The 23441-nt window shown below is 44.5% G+C and carries 29 protein-coding genes; 11 read left to right on the top strand and 18 right to left on the bottom strand.

The features are described 5' to 3' along the window. Positions 1-654: IS66 family transposase (locus ACLFKQ_RS17315; RefSeq protein WP_448999122.1), on the top strand; the 654-nt coding region annotated here is incomplete at its 5' end. An 83-nt stretch (positions 655-737) separates the two neighbouring features. Here ACLFKQ_RS17315 and ACLFKQ_RS17310 read toward each other — a convergent pair. The 3 genes from ACLFKQ_RS17310 to ACLFKQ_RS17300 form a co-directional block, all read right to left on the bottom strand. Continuing rightward, on the bottom strand, positions 738-911 hold the full coding sequence (locus ACLFKQ_RS17310) for a hypothetical protein (RefSeq protein ID WP_449001002.1): 174 nt from the start codon (positions 909-911) through the stop codon (positions 738-740). A 66-nt stretch (positions 912-977) separates the two neighbouring features. Beyond that, positions 978-1430 (bottom strand): type II toxin-antitoxin system HicB family antitoxin, encoded by a 453-nt coding sequence (locus ACLFKQ_RS17305; protein ID WP_449001001.1) that lies wholly within the window; start codon positions 1428-1430, stop codon positions 978-980. 12 nt (positions 1431-1442) lie between these two features. After that, on the bottom strand, positions 1443-1646 hold the full coding sequence (locus ACLFKQ_RS17300) for a type II toxin-antitoxin system HicA family toxin (protein ID WP_449001000.1): 204 nt from the start codon (positions 1644-1646) through the stop codon (positions 1443-1445). A gap of 408 nt (positions 1647-2054) precedes the next feature. On the opposite strand from ACLFKQ_RS17300, the gene ACLFKQ_RS17295 reads away from it, so the two are divergent. Continuing rightward, positions 2055-2210, top strand: a complete 156-nt coding sequence (locus ACLFKQ_RS17295) for a hypothetical protein (protein WP_449000999.1) — start codon at positions 2055-2057, stop codon at positions 2208-2210. Between the two features lie 24 nt (positions 2211-2234). Here the strand turns inward: ACLFKQ_RS17295 and ACLFKQ_RS17290 are convergent, their stop codons facing one another. The 10 genes from ACLFKQ_RS17290 to atpD form a co-directional block, all read right to left on the bottom strand. After that, positions 2235-3140 (bottom strand): F0F1 ATP synthase subunit gamma, encoded by a 906-nt coding sequence (locus tag ACLFKQ_RS17290; RefSeq protein ID WP_449001061.1) that lies wholly within the window; start codon positions 3138-3140, stop codon positions 2235-2237. An 88-nt stretch (positions 3141-3228) separates the two neighbouring features. Further along, on the bottom strand, positions 3229-4827 hold the full coding sequence (locus tag ACLFKQ_RS17285) for an alternate F1F0 ATPase, F1 subunit alpha (protein WP_449000998.1): 1599 nt from the start codon (positions 4825-4827) through the stop codon (positions 3229-3231). A 23-nt stretch (positions 4828-4850) separates the two neighbouring features. Beyond that, positions 4851-5660 (bottom strand): F0F1 ATP synthase subunit B family protein, encoded by an 810-nt coding sequence (locus tag ACLFKQ_RS17280; protein ID WP_449000997.1) that lies wholly within the window; start codon positions 5658-5660, stop codon positions 4851-4853. 3 nt (positions 5661-5663) lie between these two features. After that, a complete protein-coding gene (locus ACLFKQ_RS17275) occupies positions 5664-5939 on the bottom strand; it encodes a F0F1 ATP synthase subunit C (protein WP_449000996.1) in 276 nt (91 codons plus the stop codon). Between the two features lie 48 nt (positions 5940-5987). Continuing rightward, complete coding sequence (locus ACLFKQ_RS17270; RefSeq protein ID WP_449000995.1) at positions 5988-6683, bottom strand: F0F1 ATP synthase subunit A; 696 nt, start codon at positions 6681-6683, stop codon at positions 5988-5990. Between the two features lie 4 nt (positions 6684-6687). After that, positions 6688-6987, bottom strand: coding sequence for an N-ATPase subunit AtpR (locus ACLFKQ_RS17265; protein ID WP_449000994.1), 300 nt, complete (start codon positions 6985-6987; stop codon positions 6688-6690). Positions 6988-7057: 70 nt separating this feature from the next. Then, entirely contained in the window at positions 7058-8296 is a 1239-nt protein-coding gene (locus ACLFKQ_RS17260) for a cation:proton antiporter (protein ID WP_449000993.1), read from the bottom strand. Continuing rightward, positions 8289-8561, bottom strand: a complete 273-nt coding sequence (locus ACLFKQ_RS17255) for an AtpZ/AtpI family protein (RefSeq protein WP_449001060.1) — start codon at positions 8559-8561, stop codon at positions 8289-8291. The genes ACLFKQ_RS17260 and ACLFKQ_RS17255 overlap by 8 nt, the downstream gene beginning before the upstream one ends. A gap of 61 nt (positions 8562-8622) precedes the next feature. Further along, positions 8623-9009: a F0F1 ATP synthase subunit epsilon gene (locus tag ACLFKQ_RS17250; protein WP_449000992.1), complete on the bottom strand. Its 387-nt coding sequence runs from the start codon at positions 9007-9009 to the stop codon at positions 8623-8625. 3 nt (positions 9010-9012) lie between these two features. Continuing rightward, on the bottom strand, positions 9013-10419 hold the full coding sequence (gene atpD / locus ACLFKQ_RS17245) for a F0F1 ATP synthase subunit beta (protein ID WP_449000991.1): 1407 nt from the start codon (positions 10417-10419) through the stop codon (positions 9013-9015). Positions 10420-10779: 360 nt separating this feature from the next. Between atpD and ACLFKQ_RS17240 the strand changes: the two genes are divergently transcribed. The 8 genes from ACLFKQ_RS17240 to glgP all read left to right on the top strand — a co-directional run bounded on the left by ACLFKQ_RS17240 (position 10780) and on the right by glgP (position 17322). Continuing rightward, on the top strand, positions 10780-11193 hold the full coding sequence (locus ACLFKQ_RS17240) for a hypothetical protein (protein ID WP_449000990.1): 414 nt from the start codon (positions 10780-10782) through the stop codon (positions 11191-11193). A 159-nt stretch (positions 11194-11352) separates the two neighbouring features. Then, complete coding sequence (locus ACLFKQ_RS17235) at positions 11353-11733, top strand: Hsp20/alpha crystallin family protein (protein WP_449000989.1); 381 nt, start codon at positions 11353-11355, stop codon at positions 11731-11733. Between the two features lie 207 nt (positions 11734-11940). Then, complete coding sequence (locus ACLFKQ_RS17230; RefSeq protein ID WP_449000988.1) at positions 11941-12516, top strand: BON domain-containing protein; 576 nt, start codon at positions 11941-11943, stop codon at positions 12514-12516. A gap of 155 nt (positions 12517-12671) precedes the next feature. After that, a complete protein-coding gene (locus ACLFKQ_RS17225) occupies positions 12672-13259 on the top strand; it encodes an HdeD family acid-resistance protein (protein WP_449000987.1) in 588 nt (195 codons plus the stop codon). A 65-nt stretch (positions 13260-13324) separates the two neighbouring features. Further along, entirely contained in the window at positions 13325-14089 is a 765-nt protein-coding gene (locus tag ACLFKQ_RS17220) for an SDR family NAD(P)-dependent oxidoreductase (RefSeq protein WP_449000986.1), read from the top strand. A gap of 67 nt (positions 14090-14156) precedes the next feature. Next, entirely contained in the window at positions 14157-14834 is a 678-nt protein-coding gene (locus ACLFKQ_RS17215; RefSeq protein WP_449000985.1) for a dienelactone hydrolase family protein, read from the top strand. 50 nt (positions 14835-14884) lie between these two features. Then, a complete protein-coding gene (locus tag ACLFKQ_RS17210; RefSeq protein ID WP_449000984.1) occupies positions 14885-15079 on the top strand; it encodes a hypothetical protein in 195 nt (64 codons plus the stop codon). A gap of 74 nt (positions 15080-15153) precedes the next feature. Then, entirely contained in the window at positions 15154-17322 is a 2169-nt protein-coding gene (gene glgP, locus ACLFKQ_RS17205) for an alpha-glucan family phosphorylase (protein WP_449000983.1), read from the top strand. 149 nt (positions 17323-17471) lie between these two features. Here glgP and ACLFKQ_RS17200 read toward each other — a convergent pair whose 3' ends face one another. From ACLFKQ_RS17200 to ACLFKQ_RS17180, 5 genes are all read right to left on the bottom strand, one after another. After that, positions 17472-18290 carry a TrkA C-terminal domain-containing protein gene (locus ACLFKQ_RS17200; protein ID WP_449000982.1) on the bottom strand — a complete coding sequence of 273 codons (819 nt, stop codon included), beginning with the start codon at positions 18288-18290 and terminating at the stop codon, positions 17472-17474. Positions 18291-18491: 201 nt separating this feature from the next. Beyond that, complete coding sequence (locus ACLFKQ_RS17195; RefSeq protein WP_449000981.1) at positions 18492-20390, bottom strand: transketolase; 1899 nt, start codon at positions 20388-20390, stop codon at positions 18492-18494. A gap of 54 nt (positions 20391-20444) precedes the next feature. Continuing rightward, on the bottom strand, positions 20445-21800 hold the full coding sequence (locus ACLFKQ_RS17190; protein ID WP_449000980.1) for an NAD(P)/FAD-dependent oxidoreductase: 1356 nt from the start codon (positions 21798-21800) through the stop codon (positions 20445-20447). Positions 21801-22181: 381 nt separating this feature from the next. After that, entirely contained in the window at positions 22182-22634 is a 453-nt protein-coding gene (locus ACLFKQ_RS17185) for a GerMN domain-containing protein (RefSeq protein WP_449000979.1), read from the bottom strand. 53 nt (positions 22635-22687) lie between these two features. Continuing rightward, positions 22688-22960 (bottom strand): hypothetical protein, encoded by a 273-nt coding sequence (locus ACLFKQ_RS17180; RefSeq protein WP_449000978.1) that lies wholly within the window; start codon positions 22958-22960, stop codon positions 22688-22690. Positions 22961-23242: 282 nt separating this feature from the next. Between ACLFKQ_RS17180 and ACLFKQ_RS17175 the strand changes: the two genes are divergently transcribed. After that, positions 23243-23404, top strand: coding sequence for a hypothetical protein (locus ACLFKQ_RS17175; protein WP_449000977.1), 162 nt, complete (start codon positions 23243-23245; stop codon positions 23402-23404). The last annotated feature ends 37 nt before the right edge of the window (positions 23405-23441 follow it).

Below are 23441 nucleotides of genomic sequence, written 5' to 3'. Positions count from 1 at the left end.
TTTCATGCCGGCGATACTAGAAAACGCAGAGAATTGGAAGCTGTATTAGGAGTATTCTATGATGGAGTTTTGATTAGCGACGATTTTAGTGTCTACAACGGCTATTCAGTAGCAGGACAACAAAAGTGTTTGGCTCATCTACGTCGTCATTTTCAAAAACTGTTAAAGACTAAAGGGGTAGATAACCAAGAAATTGCTACCACCTTTCTGTCTCTAATTGATGAGGCATTTAAGCAACATCGGGTTTGGCGACAGACCCATCAGGAAAGCCACTATCGAGATTGGGCAGAGGATTTCCGAAGGCGAGTGACTAGCGCAATTAAGACTTGGCTCAAGAATGCTGGTCATGAAGCTGGAAAACTGCTACGTTCGCTGCGTGATAAGGCGGAGCAATGGTGGTATTTTCTGACACATCCTCAGATACCCCCCGACAATAATCTAGCTGAACGATGTTTGAGAACTGCTGTAACCAAGCGGAAAGTTTGTGGTGGCTCTCGTTCCATCGAACGGTTTCAACATACAGCCAACCTGCTGAGTGCAATTCAATCTTGTCGTTTGCAAGGACGTTCGGTGATTACTTTTTTTCAACAGACTTTACAAGCTACAGTTGGACATTGTTCTTATCCTTCTCTTATTCCTCATGCTTGCACCTGAATCCTTACGGAAAAACTTTTTTTCAAGCTAAACACTCTTTTTGTATTGCTGCTAATTCTGGATGAAAAGTTTCGGAGACTTTTTTAGCACTCCATTCGATTATTAGAGCAGCATCTCCGCAGTAAATAGCTAGTTAGTTTGTCTTGCTGAGGAATAGTTGCTTGTGTTGATATGGTAGCTAAAGTGGATGCTAAGTTACCTAATTGCTGTTGCCAGGTTTGAGTTTTTATGCGTTTGTATAATGCCTTGCGTTCCATTATTTTAGCTCCAAGAGTTATCTGACGATTATTTCTATTTTTTCCTTCTCTAAAATAAGCTCTCTCTTATGCCACATATAAAACTGGTCTTTTCCCCAAAGCAAAAAGCGATCGCTCTAAAGTTTCCAGCTTAGTATTATGGCTGGGATCGAGTATTCTTCTAACCTCTTTCTCGTCCACACTCAAAACATTAGCAAGTTGGGTTTGATTAATGTCTTTCTCCTGCATTGCTAGCCAAATTGAAGCTTTAAAGGAAGTCTGTAGTGGTGTTGTTACCGTATATTCGTTTTCATCTGGTTCGGAAGGAACGGGAATTTTTAAACGGCGAATAATTCTGTTGGCAATAGCTTCTTCCAAACAATCAGCAGCTTCACTGAGAGCATCCTCGATATTTTCTCCTTGAGTAATAGCTTCTGGTAAGTCACGAAAGGTAACTGTAAAACTACCGTCTACCTCATCGGTTGTTAAGGTTACAGGAAAAGAAAAGCGACTCTCTGTTTGATTGGTTTTAAAATTCATCTTCTTTGATTTCTAATTGAGCGAGGAAGCTTGCTTGAGCATTGCCTTGTAAGTGCCAGTCTTCAACTCATCTTTGAGATTCCGAACTACCGTAAATTTTTCACCATAGTAGAGTGTAATATGGCTACCTTTGCCCCGACTTTTATCTATAGAAATTGTCTTACCTTTAGCTTTAGCCAGTTTTTTCACTCTTTTGATAAATTCATTACCTGTCATGGTCAACGAGAGGACATATATGTCCGATATTATTCTAGCCAAGTATACTGGAGCTTTAGCAACTCAAACAAACTTTTTTGCTTGATTTTATTATTGCTTGCTTTCTTCTTCTTAGATTTACCTTTCTTTTTGCTGTGTAATTCTCGTTCTACTTTCTCAGTGTGGCGATCGTGGTTTAGGCGATGGCTTCATTGACTTCTTGTTGCAGGCGATCGCTACCTCAACATTCAACACTGCTTGTATACAGTTATTCATGGCTGAAATTTTAACCTTGGGTTAGCCATAAGCCATAAGCTCTAAGCCATTAGCTTTTTGGGTTTAAGTCCCCTCTTTCATTGCGTAGCAATAAAGAGTCTCAAATAATTAGTAGTCTAAATCTACTCTGAAGCTAATAAACCCTCTGATTATTTGGGACGAGAAACAGAAAAACAAAATACTTTAGATGAAGCCCAATCGGAGAAAGACTTTACCCACGAACAAGCAGCAGAAAATAAGATCGCCCATCAACAAAATATTACCGCTCATATTCCCGGTGGTAGCACGGATGCTGATTTGGATAAGTAAAAAAAACCAATCGCCAGGGCATTTTTAGTCCTTAGTTAGAGCTTCAAACCCAGCTACTACATCTAATAGCTCTGAGGTAATCGCACTTTGACGTTGACGGCGATATTGAGCGTTAAGCTCGTCGAGGCGTTCTTCAATATTTTTCTGTGCCGACTGCATGGCAGCCAGACGACTGGCATTTTCACTAGCTAAGGAAGCGGCTAAGGCGCGGTAGAGGGATACGAAGAGGTACTGGCTAATGAGTTCGGAGAAAAGTTCCTGCCAATCCATGATAAAAGTAGGAACCATAGTGGTAGACCAAGGTTTCTGCTCTAGAGAAAGCAACCAGTCGGGATCGAGGGGAAATAACTGTTGAGTATTGGGAGCGAAAGAATAACCAGAAGCAGGCTGATTGTAGAATAACAAAATCTTACCGATTTGCTCGCGTTTTTGCCAATCTTCTAGAGTTAAGAGAATATCTTGTACAGTTGTACCGATATCCTTGGCGGAGGTGGGAAGAGTAAATTGTTCTACGACTCGCTCGGAAGATATTTCCAGTAAGGGTAGGAGGCGAGAACCGACAACGGCAAGCTGAATCTGTTCTGAATTGGGTAACTGGTCTAAATCTTGTCGGATATGTTCGGCAATTCGTTCGTTAAACTGGCCACATAATCCCTGGTCGGAACCAAAGGCGATCGCGCCTATTTTCTTACTACTAATTTGGTTTATTCCTCCTAAAGTCTTAGAGATCGGTTTTCCTGCAAAAAAGCGATCGCGCAGCACGATTTGTAACCCCAATTGTATAGTACGGGTATACTCAGATAGCGACTCTACTGCTCGTTCGTACTGTCTGATGCTCACCGCAGCAAGAGCTTTCATCGTCTTGACTACGGAATGTAAATCTTGGGTGCTATCGATAGTAGATTTAAGAGATTCAGGAGTTGCCACGATCTTTTTTACCTCGTTGTCGATCTTGCGAGCGCTCTAATTTAGAATCTTGCTGTGGTTTTGCTTCGGGTTCTGAGCTAGAAGCTTCTTTTTATTCCTCTTCTTCTGGTTCTGCTTCGCGCTCTGACTTAGGATTATCTTCTCGTTGCTGTGGTTTTGGTTCTGGTTTGAATGAGCGACATACTTTTCTAAACTCATTTAAAAGTCTATCTTTATCTTCATCAGAAAGAGATTCTCCCGATTGGATGCGATCGCAGATTTCGGGATGTCGTTCGGTGACTGCCTGACGAATAGCTGTTTCTGCCTCTCTAACTCGTTCTACTGGTACGCTGTCTAAAACTCCCTCATTAACTGCCAGCAAGATGGCGATTTGTTCGGCAACCGAGAGAGGTTGAGATTCCGGCTGTTTGAGAATCTCGCGCACCCGTCTACCCCGTTCTAAGGTTTGTCGGGTATCTTCATCTAGCTGAGTGCCAAACTGGGCAAATACTTCTACTTCCTGAAACTGAGAATAAGACAAACGCAAGTCTCCAGCAACCTCGCCATAGGCAGGCAATTGGGTTTTACCTCCTACCCGCGAAACCGATTTACCTACCTCTACTGCAGGTAAAATGGCTTTTTGATAGAGTTCTGGGGAAAGATAGATCTGTCCGTCGGTAATGGAAATTAAGTTAGTGGGAATGTAGGCAGAGATATTTTGAGCTTGGATCTCTACAATTGGCAGTGCCGTTAGGGAACCACCACCCAAGTCTTCTCGCAAATGAGTCGAACGCTCTAGCATCCGCGAGTGAATATAAAAAATATCCCCTGGATAGGCTTCTCTGCCAGGAGGACGACGCAGCAACAGAGAAAGTTCGCGATATGCCCAGGCATGACGGGTTAGATCGTCATATACCACTAGTACATCTCGTCCCCGTTCCATAAAATATTCTCCCATTGACGTAGCGGCATAGGGAGTAATGTATTGCAAGCCAGGAGGGTCTTCTCCATCTGCTACGACCACAATTGAGTATTCCATTGCCCCTGCTTGTCGCAGTTGCTCGATAACTTTGGCTACCGCTGAAGTTCGCTGTCCGATCGCACAGTAGATACAAATAACGTCTTGACCTTTTTGATTGAGAATAGTATCGACTCCGATGGCGGTTTTTCCGGTTTGGCGATCGCCCACGATTAATTCTCGCTGTCCTCTTCCCACGGGAATTAGAGCATCAACCACTTTCAAACCCGTTTGCAGGGGCACTTTTACTGGAGCGCGATTGATAAATGGTGGTGCCGGTCGCTCGATGGGTAGGCGTTCTTTGGTGGCGATCGCGCCTCGATTGTCGAGAGGGAGACCCGTTCCATCTACGATGCGTCCGAGTAATGCTTCTCCTACCGGCACTTGGGAAACTTGTCCGGTGCGTTCTACTGATTGTCCTGCTTCTAAATACTCGCTATCGCCGAGTAAAATTACTCCCAGTTCGTCGGGGTCTAAATTAAAAGCAATGCCCAATACTCCTCCTGGGAAGCGAACTAGTTCGTCGGCTTTAACCTGAGGTAAACCGGCTACTCTGGCGATGCCTTCGTCGATGGATTTGAGGATACCCACTTCTCGTGGCTCAATTCGAGCTTGATAGGTTTCTAATCCCCGTTCGAACTTAGTAAATGTTTGTTCTAAAACTGTTTGCAATGAGCTTTCTCGATGATTCATGAATTTTGGTCATTGGTCATTGGTTAATTTCTTTTTTCTTCCTTATCCTCGTTGCGATTTTTTGATTCACGTCCATTCTGAGAAAAATGACTTTCAAGATGATGCTCTAAAGACTGCAAATAATCCTGCAAATTCCAGGCAATTTTATAATCGCTAGCCTGCAATTCGATGCCGCATATTAAATCTTTGGTAGTAGTAAACCGTAAATTATTGTCCTGGTAAATTTGCTGCCGATTTAAAGAATCGACAATTTGCTGGCAGCTTTCCTCAGGCAGCTCGAAACTACTGCGAATTAGCAATCCCGACTCGGATTTTTCCACCGATTGCGCTAAAGTTTCTCGACTTTGTTCGTCTAGATTTGACAGACGATTGATAAAAGTGGCGATCGCCTGTCGTTCTAACGATCGATCGGCCAGATCTTGGAAGGCGCGACGGGAGATTTGATAGACCTGTTGAGTTACTTTTTGTTGCAGATCTTCAAAAAATTGCTCTTGCTGTCGGGCGATCGCTTCTGACCAAGCTGCTTGCTTTTGCTCTACTTCTTGACGGGCTCGTTCGAGGAGATCGTGATACTCTCGCTCTCCTTGCTCTTTGGATTCTTCGATAATTGCTTGGCGTTGTTGCTCTAACTCTTGTTGTTGTCGCTCGTAGTGGGCGGCTTCGGCTTCGGCGGCTTTTTTTTCTTCTTCTGCCTCTTGCCAACGGCGTTGTATCTCTTTTTGTCGAGCCTGAATAGTTTTAGTTATTGGTCGATACAGAAAGCGATGGAGCAGAAAAACTAGAATCAGAAAATTAATTACCTGGGCGATAACTGTAAACCAATCAATTAGCACTATTTAGCCTCCATTATGTACGAAATGATTCCAAAAAGGATTGGCAAAAATCAAAATCATCGAGACGACAAAGCAATAGATAGCTGTCGATTCTACCAGCGCTAAACCGATAAATAAAGTGCGAGTGATCGTATTTGCCTTATCCGGCTGTTGGGCGAGCGCCCGGAGTGCATTAGCCAGAGCCAAACCTTCGCCGATGGCAGGTGCTACCGAGCCGATGGCGATAGTAATACCAGCAGTAATAATTGAAACGATACCAATCAGTCCGAGATTGTCCATTGAAAATTATCCTTATGGGTTAGTGGTAGAAAAATATTAACAGGAGAACTATTCCTGCATTCTCTGGCGAGTCTTGCGTCGCTGCATACTCATCCCCGAAGCAATATAGACCATTGCCAAGATGGTAAACACGTATGCCTGAATTTCTCCGATTAATAATCCAAACAGAGTCATAATTACGGGAAAAAATAGCGGTACGATCGATAGCAAGATGGCAACTAGGAGGCTGGTGCTCATGATGTTGCCAAAGAGACGAATTGCTAGAGAAACCGTTCGCGATATCTCACTGATAATGTTAAAGGGCAACATTAAAGGAGTAGGTTGGATATAATGGCGCAGATAATTACCAAGACCCACGTTTTTAATGCCATAAACTGGTACCGCCACGAACACGCATAAAGCCAAGGCTGCTGTGGTAGAAAGGGAACCGGCAGGGGATTCATAACCGGGAAAAATAGTCAGTAAATTCGCCATGGCAATAAATAAAAACAAGGTGCCAATGAAAGGCAAGAACTGACCCGACTCTTGTCCGCTAGCATCGCGAATTTGCGACTGGATTTGTTCGATAATAATTTCTAAGGTAGTTTGCCACCGAGAAAGGGGCGGTTCCACCGAAAGTTGGCGCGTGATTAACCACGACCCAATAACTAAAATTGCCATCACCAGCCAGGTAAAGACGATAGTGGCGTTTAAAGTTACCCATTGCCACTGCCAAAAAATAATACTGTCGGGAGTAATATCCATGAGGTTACTCTTCTTTAGATTTAAGGTCTAATTGGTGTTGCGGTCGCCACAAGCGCGTTAGTAGAATTCGCGCCGCTACGAACCCTGCCAAACAGATTGCTATTCGTTGCCACTGTCCGTCCATAACTAGATAAAAGCCGAACAGAGTTACGATGGTGCGCCCGAGAAAACTACCGATAAACAGACGTATGGGGTAGGCAGTAGTGGGTAGTTGCCGCACTGTAATCCAAAGACTGCCAAAATAGAAGATGCCTAGAATGATCCCTGGAATTAAAGCAGATAGTACGAATAGAATGGACTCCATAGTTGTGATTCTTCCTCCATTTAGTCGAGTAGGTAACGGTCAAACTAAGCCGATCGCCTTTTTCCTATCTTCATGTTGAGTTAGTTTCTGGTTTTTGCGGCCAGCGCGATAGCAGCGATCGCAGTAAGATTGGGGCTACGCTACTGGTAGCGGCAAAAACTACCACCATGGCGGCGAATTCTTGGGCAGGAACCGCCCAATCGCCCAAAGAAAGTCCTCTTTCCATGACGATGGTGCTAATCTCCGCCCTGGGAACCATACTGACTCCAATTAAAGTTGCCCCCTGAAGGTTAGTTGTCAGTAAAGCCGGTACTCCCGCACCGATTAATTTACCGATTATTGCCGCCACTAACAAGACCATCCCCATCCCTAAACCCATGAGCAGTGCGTTAGGAACTATTTTCAAACCGATACCAATGAAAAAGAAAGGGACGAATAATTCGTATATCGAATCAAAAGAAGCATCAAACCTAACTGCTTCGGGATCGCGACTAAAAACCAATCCGGCAAAAAAAGCACCGATTGCTACGGAAAAGCCCAGTAGTCCAGCTAAAGCAGCAATAATAAACCCAATCCCTACGATTTCCAACATCGGTTCTGGAGGTGGTTCGATTTGGCAAAACCAATGAGTCAGTTTTTTCTCCAAGTAACGGGAAAAGAACCAGCAGCAAGCAGCAAACACAATTGCCTTGACCAAAAAGCTACCTGTAGTGGTAGCAATAGCTGGCAGCAGGGAAGCACCCATGCCGCTTTCTCGGATAGCGAGAGCGAGAGCAAATAGCAATGCCATCAAAATTACTGCGGAAATATCATCCATTTCTGCCACATCTAAGAGCAATTCTCCATTGGGTGACTGGGTAGCTTGTTGCTCCTGCCAAACGCTGAGCGAAACGCCAACACTAGTAGCCGTTAGGGCGATCGCCGCAAACAAACTGGAAATTAGTTCCAGTCCCAACAGCCAGTAGGCACTAACAAAACCCAGAGCGGCACTAAAAACTACGTTACCGATCCAAATAGGACTCGCCCTAAATAACTGACGCTTTAATTCTGCCAGGTTACTTTCCAACCCGACGCGAAATAGCAGACAAATGATCCCCACTTCAGCTAAAAACTGGAAAATTTCCAGGGCTTGAGCAGAGAGAATTTGCCACTGAGAATCGATTAGCCGCAGCAAGAAACCCAGTGTCAGATAGCCCACCAATGCTGGAATGCCGACGCGCTTGAGTCCAGACTCGATCGGGATGGCAAGCGTAATCGCCGCGCCCACGAGCAAGATCGCCAATGATAATACTTCTGCTGGCTCACTCATCCCGACTCTCCCGCTGAATCCAGTACCAGGCATTAAGACAACCAATAATTACACCAACAAATAGCAGCATTAACGTCCAAGAATAGGGACTGGGAAACTTGAGATCGATCCAAATCCCAATGGCAATGCCGATCAGAGTGGGAATGGCAACCGACCAGCCAACAATGCCAAACATCCCCAACCCATACCAAATACTGCGATCGCCTTGTTGTCGTGCTTTTAACTTGCGAGAGGCTTTTTGTTTGACCCGACGATGAAACTTTATCTGTCTTAGTCGCCGCTGTTTACGTCTGGAATTATTGGAATTATCGGGTGAGTTCACGGCTCTATTCTCCCATTTCTAAGATTCCTCGCATCATCCCTGTTTCGAGCTTAGCTAGAGCGGTACGGATCGTTTTCTGCTGCTCGTCTAGATGTGTGAATTCTTCTACTACCGTTCGGTGCAGGGTTTCCAAATCTACGCCCCTAATCGCTTGCTTGGTAGAGACCAGCACCTCGTCGCCATACTTGACTAGAATGCCTTCATCGATGGCAATATAAATTTCTTCTTCTCGATCGGAGGCATAAGCCGAGAGGACTCCCGGTGCTAGAGCCGCCACAAAATCGATGTGATTGGGTAAGATGCCGAAATCTCCATTTTTGGCTTCGGCATTTACCTGCTCGACAGTTGTCTCTAGGAAAACCTCGGTAGGAATTAAAATTTTTAGTTTCACTCTTTACTTCTCCTGGGCTGGCGCTTCTACTTCGTCGATCGCGCCGACCATATAAAGTGATCGCTCGGAATATTCAGCAAATTCATCATTGAGAATGCGTTCGCACCCATCTAAGGCATCTTCTAAACTCACCAGCTTGCCTTTTTTTCCTGTAAACTGCTCGGTACTAAAGAAAGGTTGGGTTAAAAACCGTTCCAAACGACGAGCGCGAGCGACAGTGGCGCGATCGCGTTCCGATAATTCTTCGATTCCCAGCATGGCGATAATATCTTTGAGATCCTCATAACTGGCGAGGGTACTCTTGATTTCCTGAGCCACTTGGTAATGTCGTTCTCCTACGATCTTGGGCGAGAGCATTTTCGAGCCCGACTGTAAGAGATCGACGGCAGGATATAAACCTTCACTAGCTCGTTTGCGCGAAAGCACCAAAGACGCTGACAGATGTCCGAAGGTACGTACCGCCGCGGGATCGGTAAAATCATCTGCCGGAACGTATACTGCTTGCACCGAAGTAATCGAACCCGTGGCGGTATTGGTGATGCGCTCTTCTAGTTCTGCCAGTTCCGTACCCAAAGTCGGTTGATAGCCCACTCGCGAGGGTAGTCTGCCCATCAAACCCGAAACTTCTTGACCAGCTTGAATAAAGCGAAAGATATTATCGATCAGCAGCAGCACGTCTTGTTTGACATCATCTCGAAAATACTCTGCCATCGTCAGGGCGGCATGTCCTACCCGAAAACGCGCCCCCGGTGGTTCGTCCATTTGCCCGAACAGCATAATTGTATTGTCTAAGACACCTGCCTCCTGCATCTCGCGATACAGTTCTTCAGCTTCGCGGTTGCGCTCGCCAATACCGCAGAACAGACTGATCCCTTCGTACTGACTCACCATATTGTGAATCATTTCAGTAATCAATACCGTTTTTCCTACCCCGGCACCGCCAAATAAACCCGCTTTTCCCCCTCGTTCGAGCGGCACGAGCACGTCGATCGCTTTAATTCCCGTCTCCAAAATTTCTGAAGTGGTAGACCTTTGTTGGAGCGGTAGGGGTGGTTGATGGATCGAGCGCCACTCCCCCCCAGTAACCTGCTGTTTGTTGTCGATCGTCTCGCCAAAAACATTGAAGACTCGACCGAGAGTTCTCTTGCCTACGGGAACTTGCAGTTGTTTGGTGGTGTTAGTTACTGTCGAGCCTCTTGCTATACCGGCGGTTGGAGTTAGAGCAATTCCCCGAATCGTTTGAGAGTCGAGATGATTTACTACTTCAATAACGATGTCTCCGTCATCACCCGTTCTTAGCTGACTATATAGTTCTGGTAACTCTTCCTCAAAGCGAACATCGATCACACTACTACGAATGGCAACAACCTTTCCTCGATGGAGTTGATTGGGGCGATCGGACTCCTGCATAAACTTTTTGCTTCTCGATTTGGTTAAAATAAAGTCGTGCTACGAACTTTGCTAATTATAATTATATATTTAAAGTTTAGTGGCAAAATCTTCGTCAAGTTTAAGTTAAAGTTTTTTAACCCAACAAATATCCACCTCGTAACATATTTTTGGGAACTGTAATAAATATATAAGTAGATTCATTTTACAAAAGTCAATTATTTATTAGCTCTCTATCTCACTTGTGATAGAGGACTAGAGCTGACAAAATTCGATAGTTTTAATTTTAAGATCGGGTTTTATGTTTTTTAAGAAATGTTAAAACTAATGAACTTAATTTTTATTAAGATAAATTTTTTGAAATTTGGAGCGATTTGAGTGATGGATTTAAATCGCAAAAATATTACTTCCTTTTGGACGGACGCTCGCTGGTCACGCCAGGTTATTGTCGATAAAAATTTTGAAGTTCCTGTGGTGAAATACGAGCGAGAAATTCAGCCATCTCCCGAAATTGAAGGTGCATTCGAGCAACAAGATAATATTTTTAACGGAGACAACACGATTTTTTTCTTTACTATTCCCTTATTACTTTTGAGTGCAAGGTTTATTTTCAAGATCGGTTTTCGGAAAACTGAGAAAGAGCGGCTAAATTTTCTCAAACACGATCCTAAAATAGCTTGCCGTCAATGTCAGTTTTTTAGTAAAAACCCTTATCTTAAATGTACGGTACATCCGGATACAGTATTGACTAAAGAAGCTCGCAACTGTCGGGATTATCAAGAGAAAAGTAATTAAAGATCGATAACGTTCTTAGCTTATGACTTCTTTCTTCTGATAGACTTGGCAATAATTTGTTCTGTGCAAAAATATCGGTGTAGAACTAATTGAAACTAAGCAATCATGGCACTAGTTCGTTGAGAACCTTTTGGAGAAATTAATTCTTTACAACGGGAAATGAATCGCCTGTTTGATAGTTTCTATCCTACTAAAATTGCAGAAAAAACCAACTTTTTTCCTCTAGTAGAAATGAAAGAAACCGAAAATGTGATCGACTTGAAATTAGAAGTTCCAGAAATGGAAAAGCAAGACTTAGATGTACAGGTAACTACCGATGCGGTTGTTATTAGCGGCGAACGCCGTACGGAAACAGAAACCGAAGAAAAAGGTAGAAAGCAAAGTGAATTCCGCTATGGGAAATTTCGCCGCGTTGTTCCCCTACCAACAAATATTGAAAATACTAAAGTGCAGGGCGAATACAAAGACGGCATTCTCCATTTAACTCTACCCAAAGCAGAAGAAGAGAAAAGAAAAACAGTCAAAGTCGATCTCAGCTAATAAATTTTCGACCGGAAATCTAATTCTCATCACAGAGAAAAGCAAAATTAACTCGCTTGAGATGAATAGGTCAATTTAATTAATTAAATAGAGAAAAAAGAGTCGAAGGTCAAATAATTCTTCCCTTTTTTCTCCAGCTCACATCGGAAGTTTTATCAACAAATCAATCTAAAATCTAACTTACGGAGGGTCTAAAGTATGGTCGCGATGACAAACGAAGAAATCAAAACCAGAGTTGTCGAGCACCTACATTGGGACGATCGCGTCGATGCATCTGACGTTGCCGTAACCGTCGATGCTGGTAAAGCTCAACTCAGCGGAACGGTACCAAGCTACCGCGCCAAGATGGCAGCACAGGAAGATGCGCGGACGGTTTTAGGAATTAGAAGAATCGAGAACCAACTACAAGTGCAACTTCCTCCCACTATAACCGCACCATCCGATAGTGACATAGTTTCCAACGTGAAAAGTGCTTTGGTTTGGAATCCCGATATTGATTATACCAAGATCGAGGTCAACGTAGTGGGGGGAGTCGTCACGCTGCGAGGAACGGTAGATGCCTACTGGAAGAAATTTCAAGCAGAAGATGATGCTTATTGGGTTATTGGCGTAATTGGCTTAAACAACGAATTAGCAATTGTGCCAACCGAACAGTGGAGCGATGAGGCGATCGCTCGCAATATCGAGGCAGCTTTAGAACGTAATGTCAATGTCGATGTCAATGATATCACCGTAGAGGTTGACAACGGCAGGGTAATTTTAAGCGGAGTGGTTCCCGATTAGTTTTCCTGGCAAGCCGCCTACAATTCCGCTATAGTTCGGGAGTAGTCGATGTTATCGACCAACTGGCTATAGGGGAGTAGTAGTTAAGTAGAATACTAAAACTACTGGACGAAGTATTCTAGACACATATTTCATTCAAGCAGGAGAACTAACTAATGAAACCAAACTCTTACCGAGAAACGAGAATGGGAACTTTGCTGGCTCGCAATTGGCCAACGGTAGCAGTGCGGGGAGTAGTAGCAATACTTTTTGGCATAGTGGTCTTTTTGTGGCCGGGTATTACTCTAGCATCATTAGTAGTTCTGTTTGGCTTTTTTGCTCTAATCGGTGGATTCTTATTCTTAGTTGCAGCAATCAAACACCGTCGGATGAACGAGCCTTGGTGGTTGCTCTTGCTTGAAGGAATCCTGGGAATTGCGATCGGAATAATTGTTTTGGCTTTACCCGAGATTACGGGATTATTTTTAGTTTATGTGATTGCAGCCTGGGCGATTATCTCCGGTATCGTCCAGATAATTGCCGCTATTCAACTGCGTCGACAGATAGTAGGGGAATGGCTGTTGATAACTAGCGGCATTGCTTCATTATTATTTGGCTTACTATTGGCAATCTGGCCTGTTGCCGGTGTCTTGGCGGTTTTGTGGGTAATTGCAGCCTATGCGATCTTATTTGGCGTGCTGCAGCTAATTCTGGCTTTTCGACTGCGAAATTGGCAGCGAAGAGAACCACCAACGGCTATTTAGAGATTAGGGTTAAATAACAGGTTAGGGAGCGATCGCTGGTTTATATAGAGGAATTTAGAGAGATTATGAATCGAGTTAAAGATAAAGTTGCTTTAGTTACCGGTGGAGGGCATGGTATCGGTGCGGCAACTTGTATGTTACTGGCTAGGGAAGGAGCAAAGGTAGCCGTTACAGACATTCTCGAAGACGAAGGCAAGCAACTCGTACGACAAATCGTAGACGAAGGGGGTGAAGCCGAATACTGGCATCTCGATGTCTCACAGGAATCGCAAGTCGAAACCCTCTTTGCTGAAGTTAGCCAGAAGTGGGGCACAATCGATGTTTTGGTCAATAACGCTGGCATCTCTGGAGTCGATAAACCCACTCATGAAATTACTGCTGAAGAATGGGATAAGCTCATAGCAATCAACGTCAATGGTGTTTTTTTCTGTACCAAACATGCAATCCCGATCGTGATGAATTCCGGTGGGGGCAGCATTATCAATTTATCTTCGATTTACGGGATAGTTAGTGCGCCAGATATTCCTCCCTACCATGCCTCAAAAGGCGCTGTCCGCTTAATGTCAAAAACAGATGTATTCTATGCAAAAAACAATATTCGCGTAAATTCTGTCCATCCAGGTTTCATCTGGACGCTCCTAGTAGAAAACTATTTAAAAGAGCAAGGCGACGTAGAATCGGGACGAAAACAACTCGACAGTTTACATTCCATCGGACATGTTGGCGAACCAGAGGATGTTGCCTACGGCATTCTCTATCTTGCTTCGGATGAGTCCAAATTTGTGACGGGTTCAGAGCTAGTTATTGACGGTGGTTATACTGCTAAGTAATTAGTCTAGCCAGCCGAGCTTCAGTAATTAGAAAACTAACCGAAAGAAGTAGATTAAAAATAGACTAATGGATAAAATATCAAATTTATCAATTGAAGAACGCTCAGTCGAAATAGCATCGGGACATATCAATCTAGAAGGTAACTTAAAACTTCCCGAAGCTGCTCGCGGTTTAGTATTATTCGCTCACGGCAGTGGCAGTAGTCGGCACAGCCCTCGAAATCGTTATGTTGCCGATGTCCTCAACCAGGGAAGATTCGCTACTCTGTTGTTAGATTTACTCACTCCAGAAGAAGAAAGAGAAGATAGTCAGACGGGACATCTGCGCTTCAACATCACTTTTCTAGCCGAACGGTTAATTACTGCTACGGAATGGCTCGCACAAAATCGGGATCTCGCCGATCTCAATGTTGGTTATTTCGGTGCGAGTACGGGAGCGGCAGCAGCCTTAGTTGCCGCTGCAAGACGACCCCAAGCTGTTAAAGCGATTGTCTCTCGTGGTGGTAGACCAGATTTAGCCAAAGAGGCTTTAGCCGAGGTGCGATCGCCAACCCTGCTCATTGTCGGAGGAAACGATACCCCAGTCATCGAAATGAATCGGTCGGCAATAGCGCAGCTTCAAATAGAAACCCAGCTAGAGATTATTCCTCGAGCAACCCATCTTTTTCCCGAACCCGGTGCCTTAGAAGAGGTGGCACGGCTGGCACGAGAGTGGTTCGAACGATATTTGACTCGATCCTTCTAGTTCTCGACTACCATTAGAATTTGTCGTTATCAACTATCTAATCAAAAACTATGACTAAACCAGATAATCAGAGCGATCGCTCTGCTGCTAAATCTAAACCTGACGCTCAAATTGAAGCCGTAAAAAAACTAGCTAACGAACCAGCTACCGAATCACCAGAGACCTGGGAACGAGGTGTCGATTTGGTCGAAGACAAAAAAACCGCTAACGAACGGGCAAGTCAACAGAAACCAGAAGAAGAATAATCAAATTAAGTCGAGCGATCGAGTAACTTAGCCAACAATAGTTTTGGAGATAGTATTCAACTAGTATTTAATTTATGCAAGGTCAGACTTTAATCGATCTAAGAGCTAAACTTCCCGATCGTCTCCATCCCTTAATTAAAATCGCCTATAATTTTTGGTGGAGTTGGGATGGTGTGGGCGTATCTATCTTTCGCGAGCTTAATTCTCAGCATTGGGAAAACTGCAACCACAATCCAGTTGAATTTCTAGCAACTCTACTCGAAAGACAACTTTTAGAAACTGCCGCAGATCCTTCTTTTCTGCAACGCCTTCATGACCTCAGCGATCGCTTAGAAAACTATCTCCAACAACGTCCTACCCGTATCGAAGAAGTTGCTCGCGAAATTACTCCAGACCGTCCGATCGCCTATTTCTGCATCGAATTCGGTCTGCATCAGTGTTTGGCTACCTATGCCGGAGGCTTGGGAATTTTAGCCGCCGACTATCTCAAATCCGCCTCCGATCTGGGATTGCCGACAGTGGGAGTGGGATTACTCTATCGTCGAGGTTATTTCCAACAGCGTTTTAACAGTGAGGGTTGGCAGGAAGAACATTATCCAGATGCTCATTTTGCTCGTTTACCGCTAAAGTTGATGTCCGACGATGGTGGCGAACCCCTAACCGTTAACATCTGTATTCGTCAGCGTTGCGTTACGGCACAAATCTGGCAAATTCAAATAGGACGAATCGAACTATATCTACTAGATACAGACAGGGAAGATAACGATCCCCTAGATCGCAGTTTGACTAGCCGCCTTTATGGGGGAGACGACAATACTCGTATTTCTCAGGAAATCCTTTTGGGTATTGGCGGGATGCGGGCTTTACAGCAGTTGAATATCGCTCCTAGTATCATTCATCTCAATGAAGGTCATTCGGCTTTTGCTCTGTTAGAGTCGATCCGACAGACAATGGCAAACCAAGAAAAGTCTTTTGAAGAGGCAAAAGCTGAAGTCCAACAGCGTTGTGTTTTTACCACTCATACTCCTGTAATGGCGGGTCACGATATATTTCCTGCAGAATTAATGGACGAGTATTTCTCCCATTATTGGTCTGAACTACAAATTTCAGGGGAGAAATTTTTAGATTTGGGGGCACGTAAACCACAGGAATTTTCCCATCCGTTTAACATGACTGTCTTGGCTTTGCGACTGACTAGAGCGGCAAATGGTGTCAGTCAACTCAATGGTAAGGTCTGTCGTCAAATGTGGTCGGCAATCTATCCAGAAAAAGAGGTGCCAGAAGTACCCATTGGCGCAATTACTAATGGCGTTCACGTTGCTAGCTGGATCGCACCTTTAATGGCGGATTTATACGATCGCTATTTGGGTCGAGATTGGCTGTCGCGACTCTGTGATCGCCAAATCTGGGAAAAAATCGCTCGAATTCCCGCTGCCGAACTCTGGGAGTGCCATCAATTACTTAAAGAACGACTAATCGTTTTTGCTAGAGAACGGATCGCTTGTGCTAGAGCCAGACGTGAGGCAACGAGAGATGAAGTCGAAAGCGATCGCCTGCTCGATCCTCAAGCACTAACTATCGGTTTTGCCCGTCGCCTCAGTGCCTACAAACGTCCCGATTTAATTATGTACGACTCCGAGCGTGCCAGAAAAATTTTGAGCGATCGCCAAAGACCGGTACGGCTGATTTTTGCAGGCAAAGCCCATCCTGCCAACGATGAAAGCAAACGTATTTTGCAACGGGCGATCGAGTGGAGTCACCATCCCGACATTCGCGATCGAGTAGTTTTTCTCGAAAATTACGATATTCTAACTGCCCAGAGATTAGTTCAAGGAGTAGATCTCTGGCTGAATACACCCCAAAGACCTTTAGAAGCCTCGGGAACCAGCGGTCAGAAGGTTGCTTTGAACGGTGGGATTAACTGTAGCATACTCGATGGCTGGTGGCGTGAGGGTTATCGCCAGGGAGGAGACGAGCAGGCTGCTAATGGTTGGGCAATTGGTCAAGACCGCTCTCTCGAACAGCGAGAAGCACAAGATCGACAAGATGCCGAATCACTCTACCGCTTGTTAGAGCAAGAAATTATTCCCCTCTATTACAATCGAGACGAAGGGGAATTTTCTTTAGGCTGGATAGAAATGATGAAGGCTTCAATTAAAACTGTAGCCCCCGTGTTTAATACCGAACGGATGTTAGGCGAATACGTTCGAAAAATGTATTTGCCACAAAGAAGCAAAAATTAAATTCATTACACTCATAATATATAAGTGCGATGGTGCGAGCGATTTTTAATAGTTGATGTTAGAGCAAGAGCGAACCAACTAAGTAATACTATGACCGTTTAACATTCATCAATCGTACATAGCGATCGATCTCTTCGCTTTTTGGAAGCTTAATGTTTTTTAGATTTACTTCTATAACTACCATCTCGCCTTTGTTTGACTTCATGTCTCGCCTCATCTCGATCCTGTTTCGCCAGGGTTCTTTCTTGCTCGTTAACAGCCCTGTAGTGAGCTTGTTCTCCTGCCATGTTGGCACCCCGCTGGTCTAGCTCGTTAATCAACGATAACTTGCCATACAAAATCAGAGTATCGTGAGGAAAAACGCAGGTATCTCCTTTCGGAGCCGCAACATAACGACCATTTTCTCGGTTAATCCCTAACACTGCGATTCCTTCTTGTTTTAAATCTAAATTATTCAATCTTCGATTAGCCAGCCAATCATCTGGCTGCACTTTTAGCTCGGTTACGGTGTAATCGCCAGAGAGATGAAGCAAACGATTGTAATCCCTGATATCCAAACGAGTCCACTTACGCAAAGCCCAATGAATTACTCTCGAGAGATAACGGTCGATCCATTTACTAGTGGCTAAAATCCACAAGATAGCCAGACCGATTCCTAAAATTAATAAGCGTAGTAGCCATTCCGCCGAACCAGCCGTACCGACAAACGTTAGTAGCAAAGAAGAAATTGTCGTGACTACTCCAGCATTGCCGAGCAACATCAACCACATCACGATTCGTCTTCGCACCGGATGAGTAACGACTTGCTCTGCCTCATTAGTGGTAAAACCCACTCCCGTAAATGCCGAACGCGCCTGAAAGCTTGCCGCTTGACGGGATAACCCAGTAAGAGTTAAGGCTACAGTAGCGATACGGTTAATTAGTAAGGATAGAGTCACCACCAGTAAGACTGAAGCAAGGGCAGCCAAATTTTTCCTCCCGTTCGTAAAAAGTTTGATTTTAGATTGATGGCAATTCAAGAAGATGCGAGCTACAGGATCTAAGCCGTAAAGCTAGACACTCTTGGCTTATGTATTTTAATTGATTTGTCTAGCTCTACTATTGGCAAAATCGATCCTGCTTCTTTTACGACAAAGTCGCTTTCAGCAATCTCAGAACCGCGATCGCTCCTATCGAGCAGATACTCTAGCAGGCTGTTTTAACAAAGACTTGACCGCTTCGACAATGGCATCGGCATCAATCCGAGCCGCATGGAGAAGTTCTGCTGGTTGTCCGGAGCCGGGCATTCCCCGTACTGCCAATCTGATTAATCTTAATGGAGAACCGCGATAAGTCGGAGCGGTGTCGATACCCGCAAAAGCATCTTGTACTGCCGCACCCAGTCCACCTTCAAGCCAGTGATCCTCGACGACAACCAAATTGCCATCGGTGTCGTGAGCTGCTAGTTGGAGAGTTGCACTATCGATAGGTTTGACCGAGTAAGCATCGATAACGCGAATCGAAACACCTTCGCTTTGGAGGCAATCGTAGGCTTTGAGTGATTCATGTAGCGTCACTCCCGCTCCAATTACGGTAGCGCTGTCGTGATCGCTACTGCGTAGTACTTTGCTGCCACCAATAGGGAAAGTTTCGTCTGACTCGTAAATAATGGGGGTTTTCATGCGAGTGGTGCGGAGATAGATAATACCCTCAAGCTCTGCCATCTGTTGTACCAGTTTAGCCGTTTGATTACCATCGCAAGGGTAGAGAACCTTACTGTTCCAGACAGCACGAAAAGCAGCTAGATCTTCCAATCCCATTTGAGAAGGACCGTCTTGACCGATAGAAACCCCTGCATGAGAACCCACTAGTTTGATATTGGCGTGAGAAATAGCCGCCATGCGTACGAAGTCATAAGCACGACTTAAAAAAGCGGCGAAGCTAGAGGCAAAGGGCTTGTACTGTCGTACCTGCAAACCCACTGCTGCGGCAATCATCAGTTGCTCGGCAATAAACATTTCAAAATACCGCTGGGGATAGGCTTGGGCGAAAAACTTAGCGCGAGTAGAATTACTGACCTCGCCATCGAGTGCTACTATCTTGGGATAAGCCGCACCTAATGCTTTTAACGCTTCGCCATAGGCAGTGCGAGTAGCAACAGTATCATCGAGTTCGTAAGTAGGTAACTGTAATGGCTCTGATTTTTCTTCTGTGGAACTGGGCTGGGTTGCCTCTGGTTGCTGCACTCGAACGGTCAGTTGTCGTTCGCCACCTAGTTCGGCGATCGCTTTTTTGGCTTCCTCTTCATCTAAGTTTTTACCGTGCCAACCTTCTCGATCTTCTAGAAAAGAAACTCCCTTACCTTTAACCGTGCGGGCGATGATTACCGTCGGTCGCTCTTCCATACTCAGAGCTTCATCATAGGCGCGAGCGATCTCAGACAGATTATGTCCATCGATCTCGATCGCGTGCCAACCAAAAGCTCGAGCTCGCTCGGCATAAACTTGAGTATTCCAGCCAAATTCCGTTTCCCCTCGCTGACCGAGACGGTTGACATCGATAATGGCAGTGAGGTTATTTAGATCGTAATAAGCAGCGCGATCGAAAGCTTCCCAAACCGAACCTTCGGCGGTTTCGCTGTCCCCTAGCAGCACCCAAGTACGATAGGGCAAGCGATCGAGATATTTACCCGCTAGAGCAAGACCAAAGCCAATACCCAAACCTTGACCCAAAGAGCCAGTAGCCACCTCGACCCAAGGCAAACGGGGTACGGGATGACCTTCTAAGGGACTGCCAAATTGACGCAGCGATAGCAACTCTTCGTCAGAAAGTACCCCTGCCGCTTTGTACATGGCATAAAGTAAAGGTAAAGCATGACCTTTAGAAAAAATTAGGTGGTCATTATTTGGCAGGTCTGGTCGTTCGAAGTCATAACGCAAATATTTCGACAGCAGCATTAACATCAGGTCGGCAGCAGACATCGAAGATGTAGGATGTCCAGAGCCAGCAGCAGTAGTGGCACGAATACTATCTACTCTTAATTGCTGGGCTAGTACTTGCAATTGTCTGTTGTCTTGTTGAATACTCATGTTCGATTTTTACCTCATCTTAAAAAATTTTGTTGGCGCTTATTAAGACCGGAGCTAGCGGTTTTCCTCCTCACTTCCCAGTGCTTGTAGAAGTTTACGAGCTACGACTGCCGCGACGACCGTACCAGCTACCCATTTAACAGTTTCGCTTGGCTTTTTAGGCTCTAGATATCGTTCAAAAATAGCTTCGTCGATCCACTTTGCCGTCATCTTGAGGTCGTGAAACGGGGTCGGCAAAACGTTCATGTAGATACCCTGGCGGATTAGATGTCCTAGTTCGCCATTGATTTCAAAGCGACCCAAGAGATTTGCCGCTGCCTTTTCGAGTCCTAACTTCATTAAGGAACCTTTGATAGTGACATCTGCGGGTCGAGGTTCTCGTCCTTCTGCTAAAGCCTGCAAATTTTGAGCGATCGCAGTGCCCTGCTGATGGGCAACTTGAGCGGTAGGAGGTAAGTCGCCGTCAACTAAAGCCGCACAATCGCCACCGGCAAAAACTTCGGTAAATCCCACGAGCTGCATAGTTGGCTCGATTAGCAACCGACCGCGCCGATCCCGCTGAGGGTCGGGAATGGGAAGCTTTTTCACGAGAGGATGGGTTGCCGTTCCTGCCGTCCACAGAACTGTCGCAGTAGCAATTGTTCTCATCTCGTTCTCGTGCTCGTATTCGAGGGCATCGCGACGAACGGCAGTTGCAGTGGCTTCTGTAAGCAATTCTACTGGAACGGCGCGATTTTCCAGTTCTACTAATGCCAGATCTCGCAAAGGCTTGTTGAGATCTCCCTCAAGGATGTTGGCACTACGACTGAGTAAAATAATTCTGACTTCTTGGGGATTGCCTCCCAGTTCCCGATACCAGTTGGGAACCAAGTCAGCCAGAGTAGCAGCCAATTCCACACCAGTAGGTCCGCCTCCCACTACTACCGAGGTCAACAATTTTTGTCGCTCTTCTAGATTTGTGCTTTGAATTGCTTGGTTCAAGCACTTTCTCAGGCGAAAATCTAGGGCAATCGCATCTTTGCCTTCCCGAAACGGCAGGGCATATTCTTTAGCTCCCTCCACGCCAAAATAGCCAGTGACGCTACCCAGGGCAATGACCAGATGACTGTAAGGACACACTCTACCAGAAGCAAGCCGAACTTCTCGCCGTTCTAAGTCAACAGTTTCTACCGTATCTCTAAGGAAAATAACACCACTGCCAGTGAGTAGTTCCTCAAACTTTGGCATCACCTGTCGAGCATCCATCTGACTGCTGAAATATTCATACAGCAGCGGACGAAAGCGAAAACACTCCTGGCGATCGATTAGGATTATTGACTGAGAATAATTAGAGCGTCGCAGTCGCAAAGCCGCGTATAGTCCCGTAAAACCTCCGCCGAGAATGACCGTTTGACGAATGAAGTGATTCATAGTTTGCTAAAAATTTTCTACGAAGCGGTCGAAGTTTAGCTATTTAGAGATTGCTGACTCTCTGACGATCTAGACATCGATGGCTCCAAATCCGATCTAACCAGCTCGATTAATCTGTATATGTTCTCTGTCAAAAAATATCTCTTTCAAATCTGGGCGATCGCGCCACGTCCAAAATAAACCATAATTTTCTGCTTGCCAGAAATTATCTATCTCTGACGGTTAGCCAACTTCACTTTATCTAATACGCTCCGCTCGAAATTTTCCGACCGATAGACCGATAATGCCTTGATACTAGCGATTGCCAATTTACTGTTAATCTTTCTCAAGTTATAGTTCTGGTGTCTTAGCAGTCTACCTCGAGTGTCATACCTCGAGATGTTATTGGCAGTCGGACTGCATTAGACAAAGATTTTTGCCACTAAGATCTTTAAAGCAATTACCATTTCGATTGAGAATGATGACTTTCTCTATGGTGGGAAATTGAGTTAAGGTTTTTTCAATTGCGGTTTTAATCCGTGCATCATCCCCAATTCCTGCTGTTGGTACTGTGCGACAAAATTGTAATTTCGCTGTCTTCTGAGTGATAGAAATAGTAAAATCTCCGCCACAAGTAGACTCTCCAGTTAATTCAATCGTGTCAATTAAACCTTCTTGTCTTTCTGTCATAGTCGGTCCAGCAATTAATTGCTCGATCGCAAACCGAGCGACACCTTTACTTTCTGTAGTGCGTGTTACGGGTCGAACTTTAGTAAAACTATCGCTTGTTTCGGGACTGACGGGGAAAAATACTTTTACTGAATACTGCTTGCTTTCTGCTTTGGTTGCTTTCACACTGTGCAATCCCTCGTTCTTTGCTTTTGGAGAGCCTGACTTCTGAAGTTTCCTCATCGATCGATCTGAACGTAACTACCATCTTCAGGGCGATCGTAGCTTAGTAAAGAGTGGGCAATATCTGTGGCGATCGAATCAAATTGGAATTTTAAAGATTTATCGTACTGAAAGTTGTTTTGTGATGCATCTTGTTGGTTAAAAAGATGAGACGGATAGAGTACAGAATAGTTTAAGCGATCGCGCTTGTTTTGTTGCCAACCCAAAGCAGAAGCGGAAAAAATTTGAGTAAAAGCAAAGAGATTAGTCGTTAAGAAAAGCCAATTCAACTAGTAAAAAATATTATCATATCGAATTTTTTTAAGTGATTACAAACAAACTTTAGTAATTGATGTAATGTGTGTAACCGAACAGAAAAACTAGAGGCGGTCGAATAAGATTGATGCAGAGAAAATTAATTCGCCAAACAGTATAAAATAATAATTTTTTATAAATAATATTAATATTTTATGCAAAAAATTTTAATTAATTTTAATTGAATTTGTTTAGTTGCTCTCCTACGCCACCAGCTTTTTATGTTCGGCTCTAGCCTTACTAACTATGGTGCAATCGTGCCAATAGAAAATAAGGCAATAAAAATTTTCGCTAGAATTTTAAAAGAGAGAGTCAAAGAATATGCTAAAGGTGCGTCTCGCAGCTATAATTGTGATCCCACATTACCTGCAATAAAAAAAAGAGAGCGATCGCTTATCGTGGCAAAATCAGAGTTTTAAATCGGAAAGCATTAGAATATATTGCCTGAGAATGCTA

It is taken from the genome of Myxosarcina sp. GI1(2024) (assembly GCF_053543375.1).
This window is presented reverse-complemented; position numbering and strand designations above follow the sequence as displayed.

What these genes read in the sequence shown, in the direction of transcription:
- ACLFKQ_RS17310 (WP_449001002.1), bottom strand. Translation starts at nt 911, where the DNA reads ATGGAACGCAAGGCATTATACAAACGCATAAAAACTCAAACCTGGCAA.
- ACLFKQ_RS17305 (WP_449001001.1), bottom strand. Translation starts at nt 1,430, where the DNA reads ATGAATTTTAAAACCAATCAAACAGAGAGTCGCTTTTCTTTTCCTGTA.
- ACLFKQ_RS17300 (WP_449001000.1), bottom strand. Translation starts at nt 1,646, where the DNA reads ATGACAGGTAATGAATTTATCAAAAGAGTGAAAAAACTGGCTAAAGCT.
- ACLFKQ_RS17285 (WP_449000998.1), bottom strand. Translation starts at nt 4,827, where the DNA reads ATGAATCATCGAGAAAGCTCATTGCAAACAGTTTTAGAACAAACATTT.
- ACLFKQ_RS17275 (WP_449000996.1), bottom strand. Translation starts at nt 5,939, where the DNA reads ATGGACAATCTCGGACTGATTGGTATCGTTTCAATTATTACTGCTGGT.
- ACLFKQ_RS17270 (WP_449000995.1), bottom strand. Translation starts at nt 6,683, where the DNA reads ATGGATATTACTCCCGACAGTATTATTTTTTGGCAGTGGCAATGGGTA.
- ACLFKQ_RS17265 (WP_449000994.1), bottom strand. Translation starts at nt 6,987, where the DNA reads ATGGAGTCCATTCTATTCGTACTATCTGCTTTAATTCCAGGGATCATT.
- ACLFKQ_RS17260 (WP_449000993.1), bottom strand. Translation starts at nt 8,296, where the DNA reads ATGAGTGAGCCAGCAGAAGTATTATCATTGGCGATCTTGCTCGTGGGC.
- atpD (WP_449000991.1), bottom strand. Translation starts at nt 10,419, where the DNA reads ATGCAGGAGTCCGATCGCCCCAATCAACTCCATCGAGGAAAGGTTGTT.
- ACLFKQ_RS17240 (WP_449000990.1), top strand. Translation starts at nt 10,780, where the DNA reads ATGGATTTAAATCGCAAAAATATTACTTCCTTTTGGACGGACGCTCGC.
- ACLFKQ_RS17235 (WP_449000989.1), top strand. Translation starts at nt 11,353, where the DNA reads ATGAATCGCCTGTTTGATAGTTTCTATCCTACTAAAATTGCAGAAAAA.
- ACLFKQ_RS17230 (WP_449000988.1), top strand. Translation starts at nt 11,941, where the DNA reads ATGACAAACGAAGAAATCAAAACCAGAGTTGTCGAGCACCTACATTGG.
- ACLFKQ_RS17225 (WP_449000987.1), top strand. Translation starts at nt 12,672, where the DNA reads ATGAAACCAAACTCTTACCGAGAAACGAGAATGGGAACTTTGCTGGCT.
- ACLFKQ_RS17220 (WP_449000986.1), top strand. Translation starts at nt 13,325, where the DNA reads ATGAATCGAGTTAAAGATAAAGTTGCTTTAGTTACCGGTGGAGGGCAT.
- ACLFKQ_RS17215 (WP_449000985.1), top strand. Translation starts at nt 14,157, where the DNA reads ATGGATAAAATATCAAATTTATCAATTGAAGAACGCTCAGTCGAAATA.
- ACLFKQ_RS17210 (WP_449000984.1), top strand. Translation starts at nt 14,885, where the DNA reads ATGACTAAACCAGATAATCAGAGCGATCGCTCTGCTGCTAAATCTAAA.
- glgP (WP_449000983.1), top strand. Translation starts at nt 15,154, where the DNA reads ATGCAAGGTCAGACTTTAATCGATCTAAGAGCTAAACTTCCCGATCGT.
- ACLFKQ_RS17195 (WP_449000981.1), bottom strand. Translation starts at nt 20,390, where the DNA reads ATGAGTATTCAACAAGACAACAGACAATTGCAAGTACTAGCCCAGCAA.
- ACLFKQ_RS17190 (WP_449000980.1), bottom strand. Translation starts at nt 21,800, where the DNA reads ATGAATCACTTCATTCGTCAAACGGTCATTCTCGGCGGAGGTTTTACG.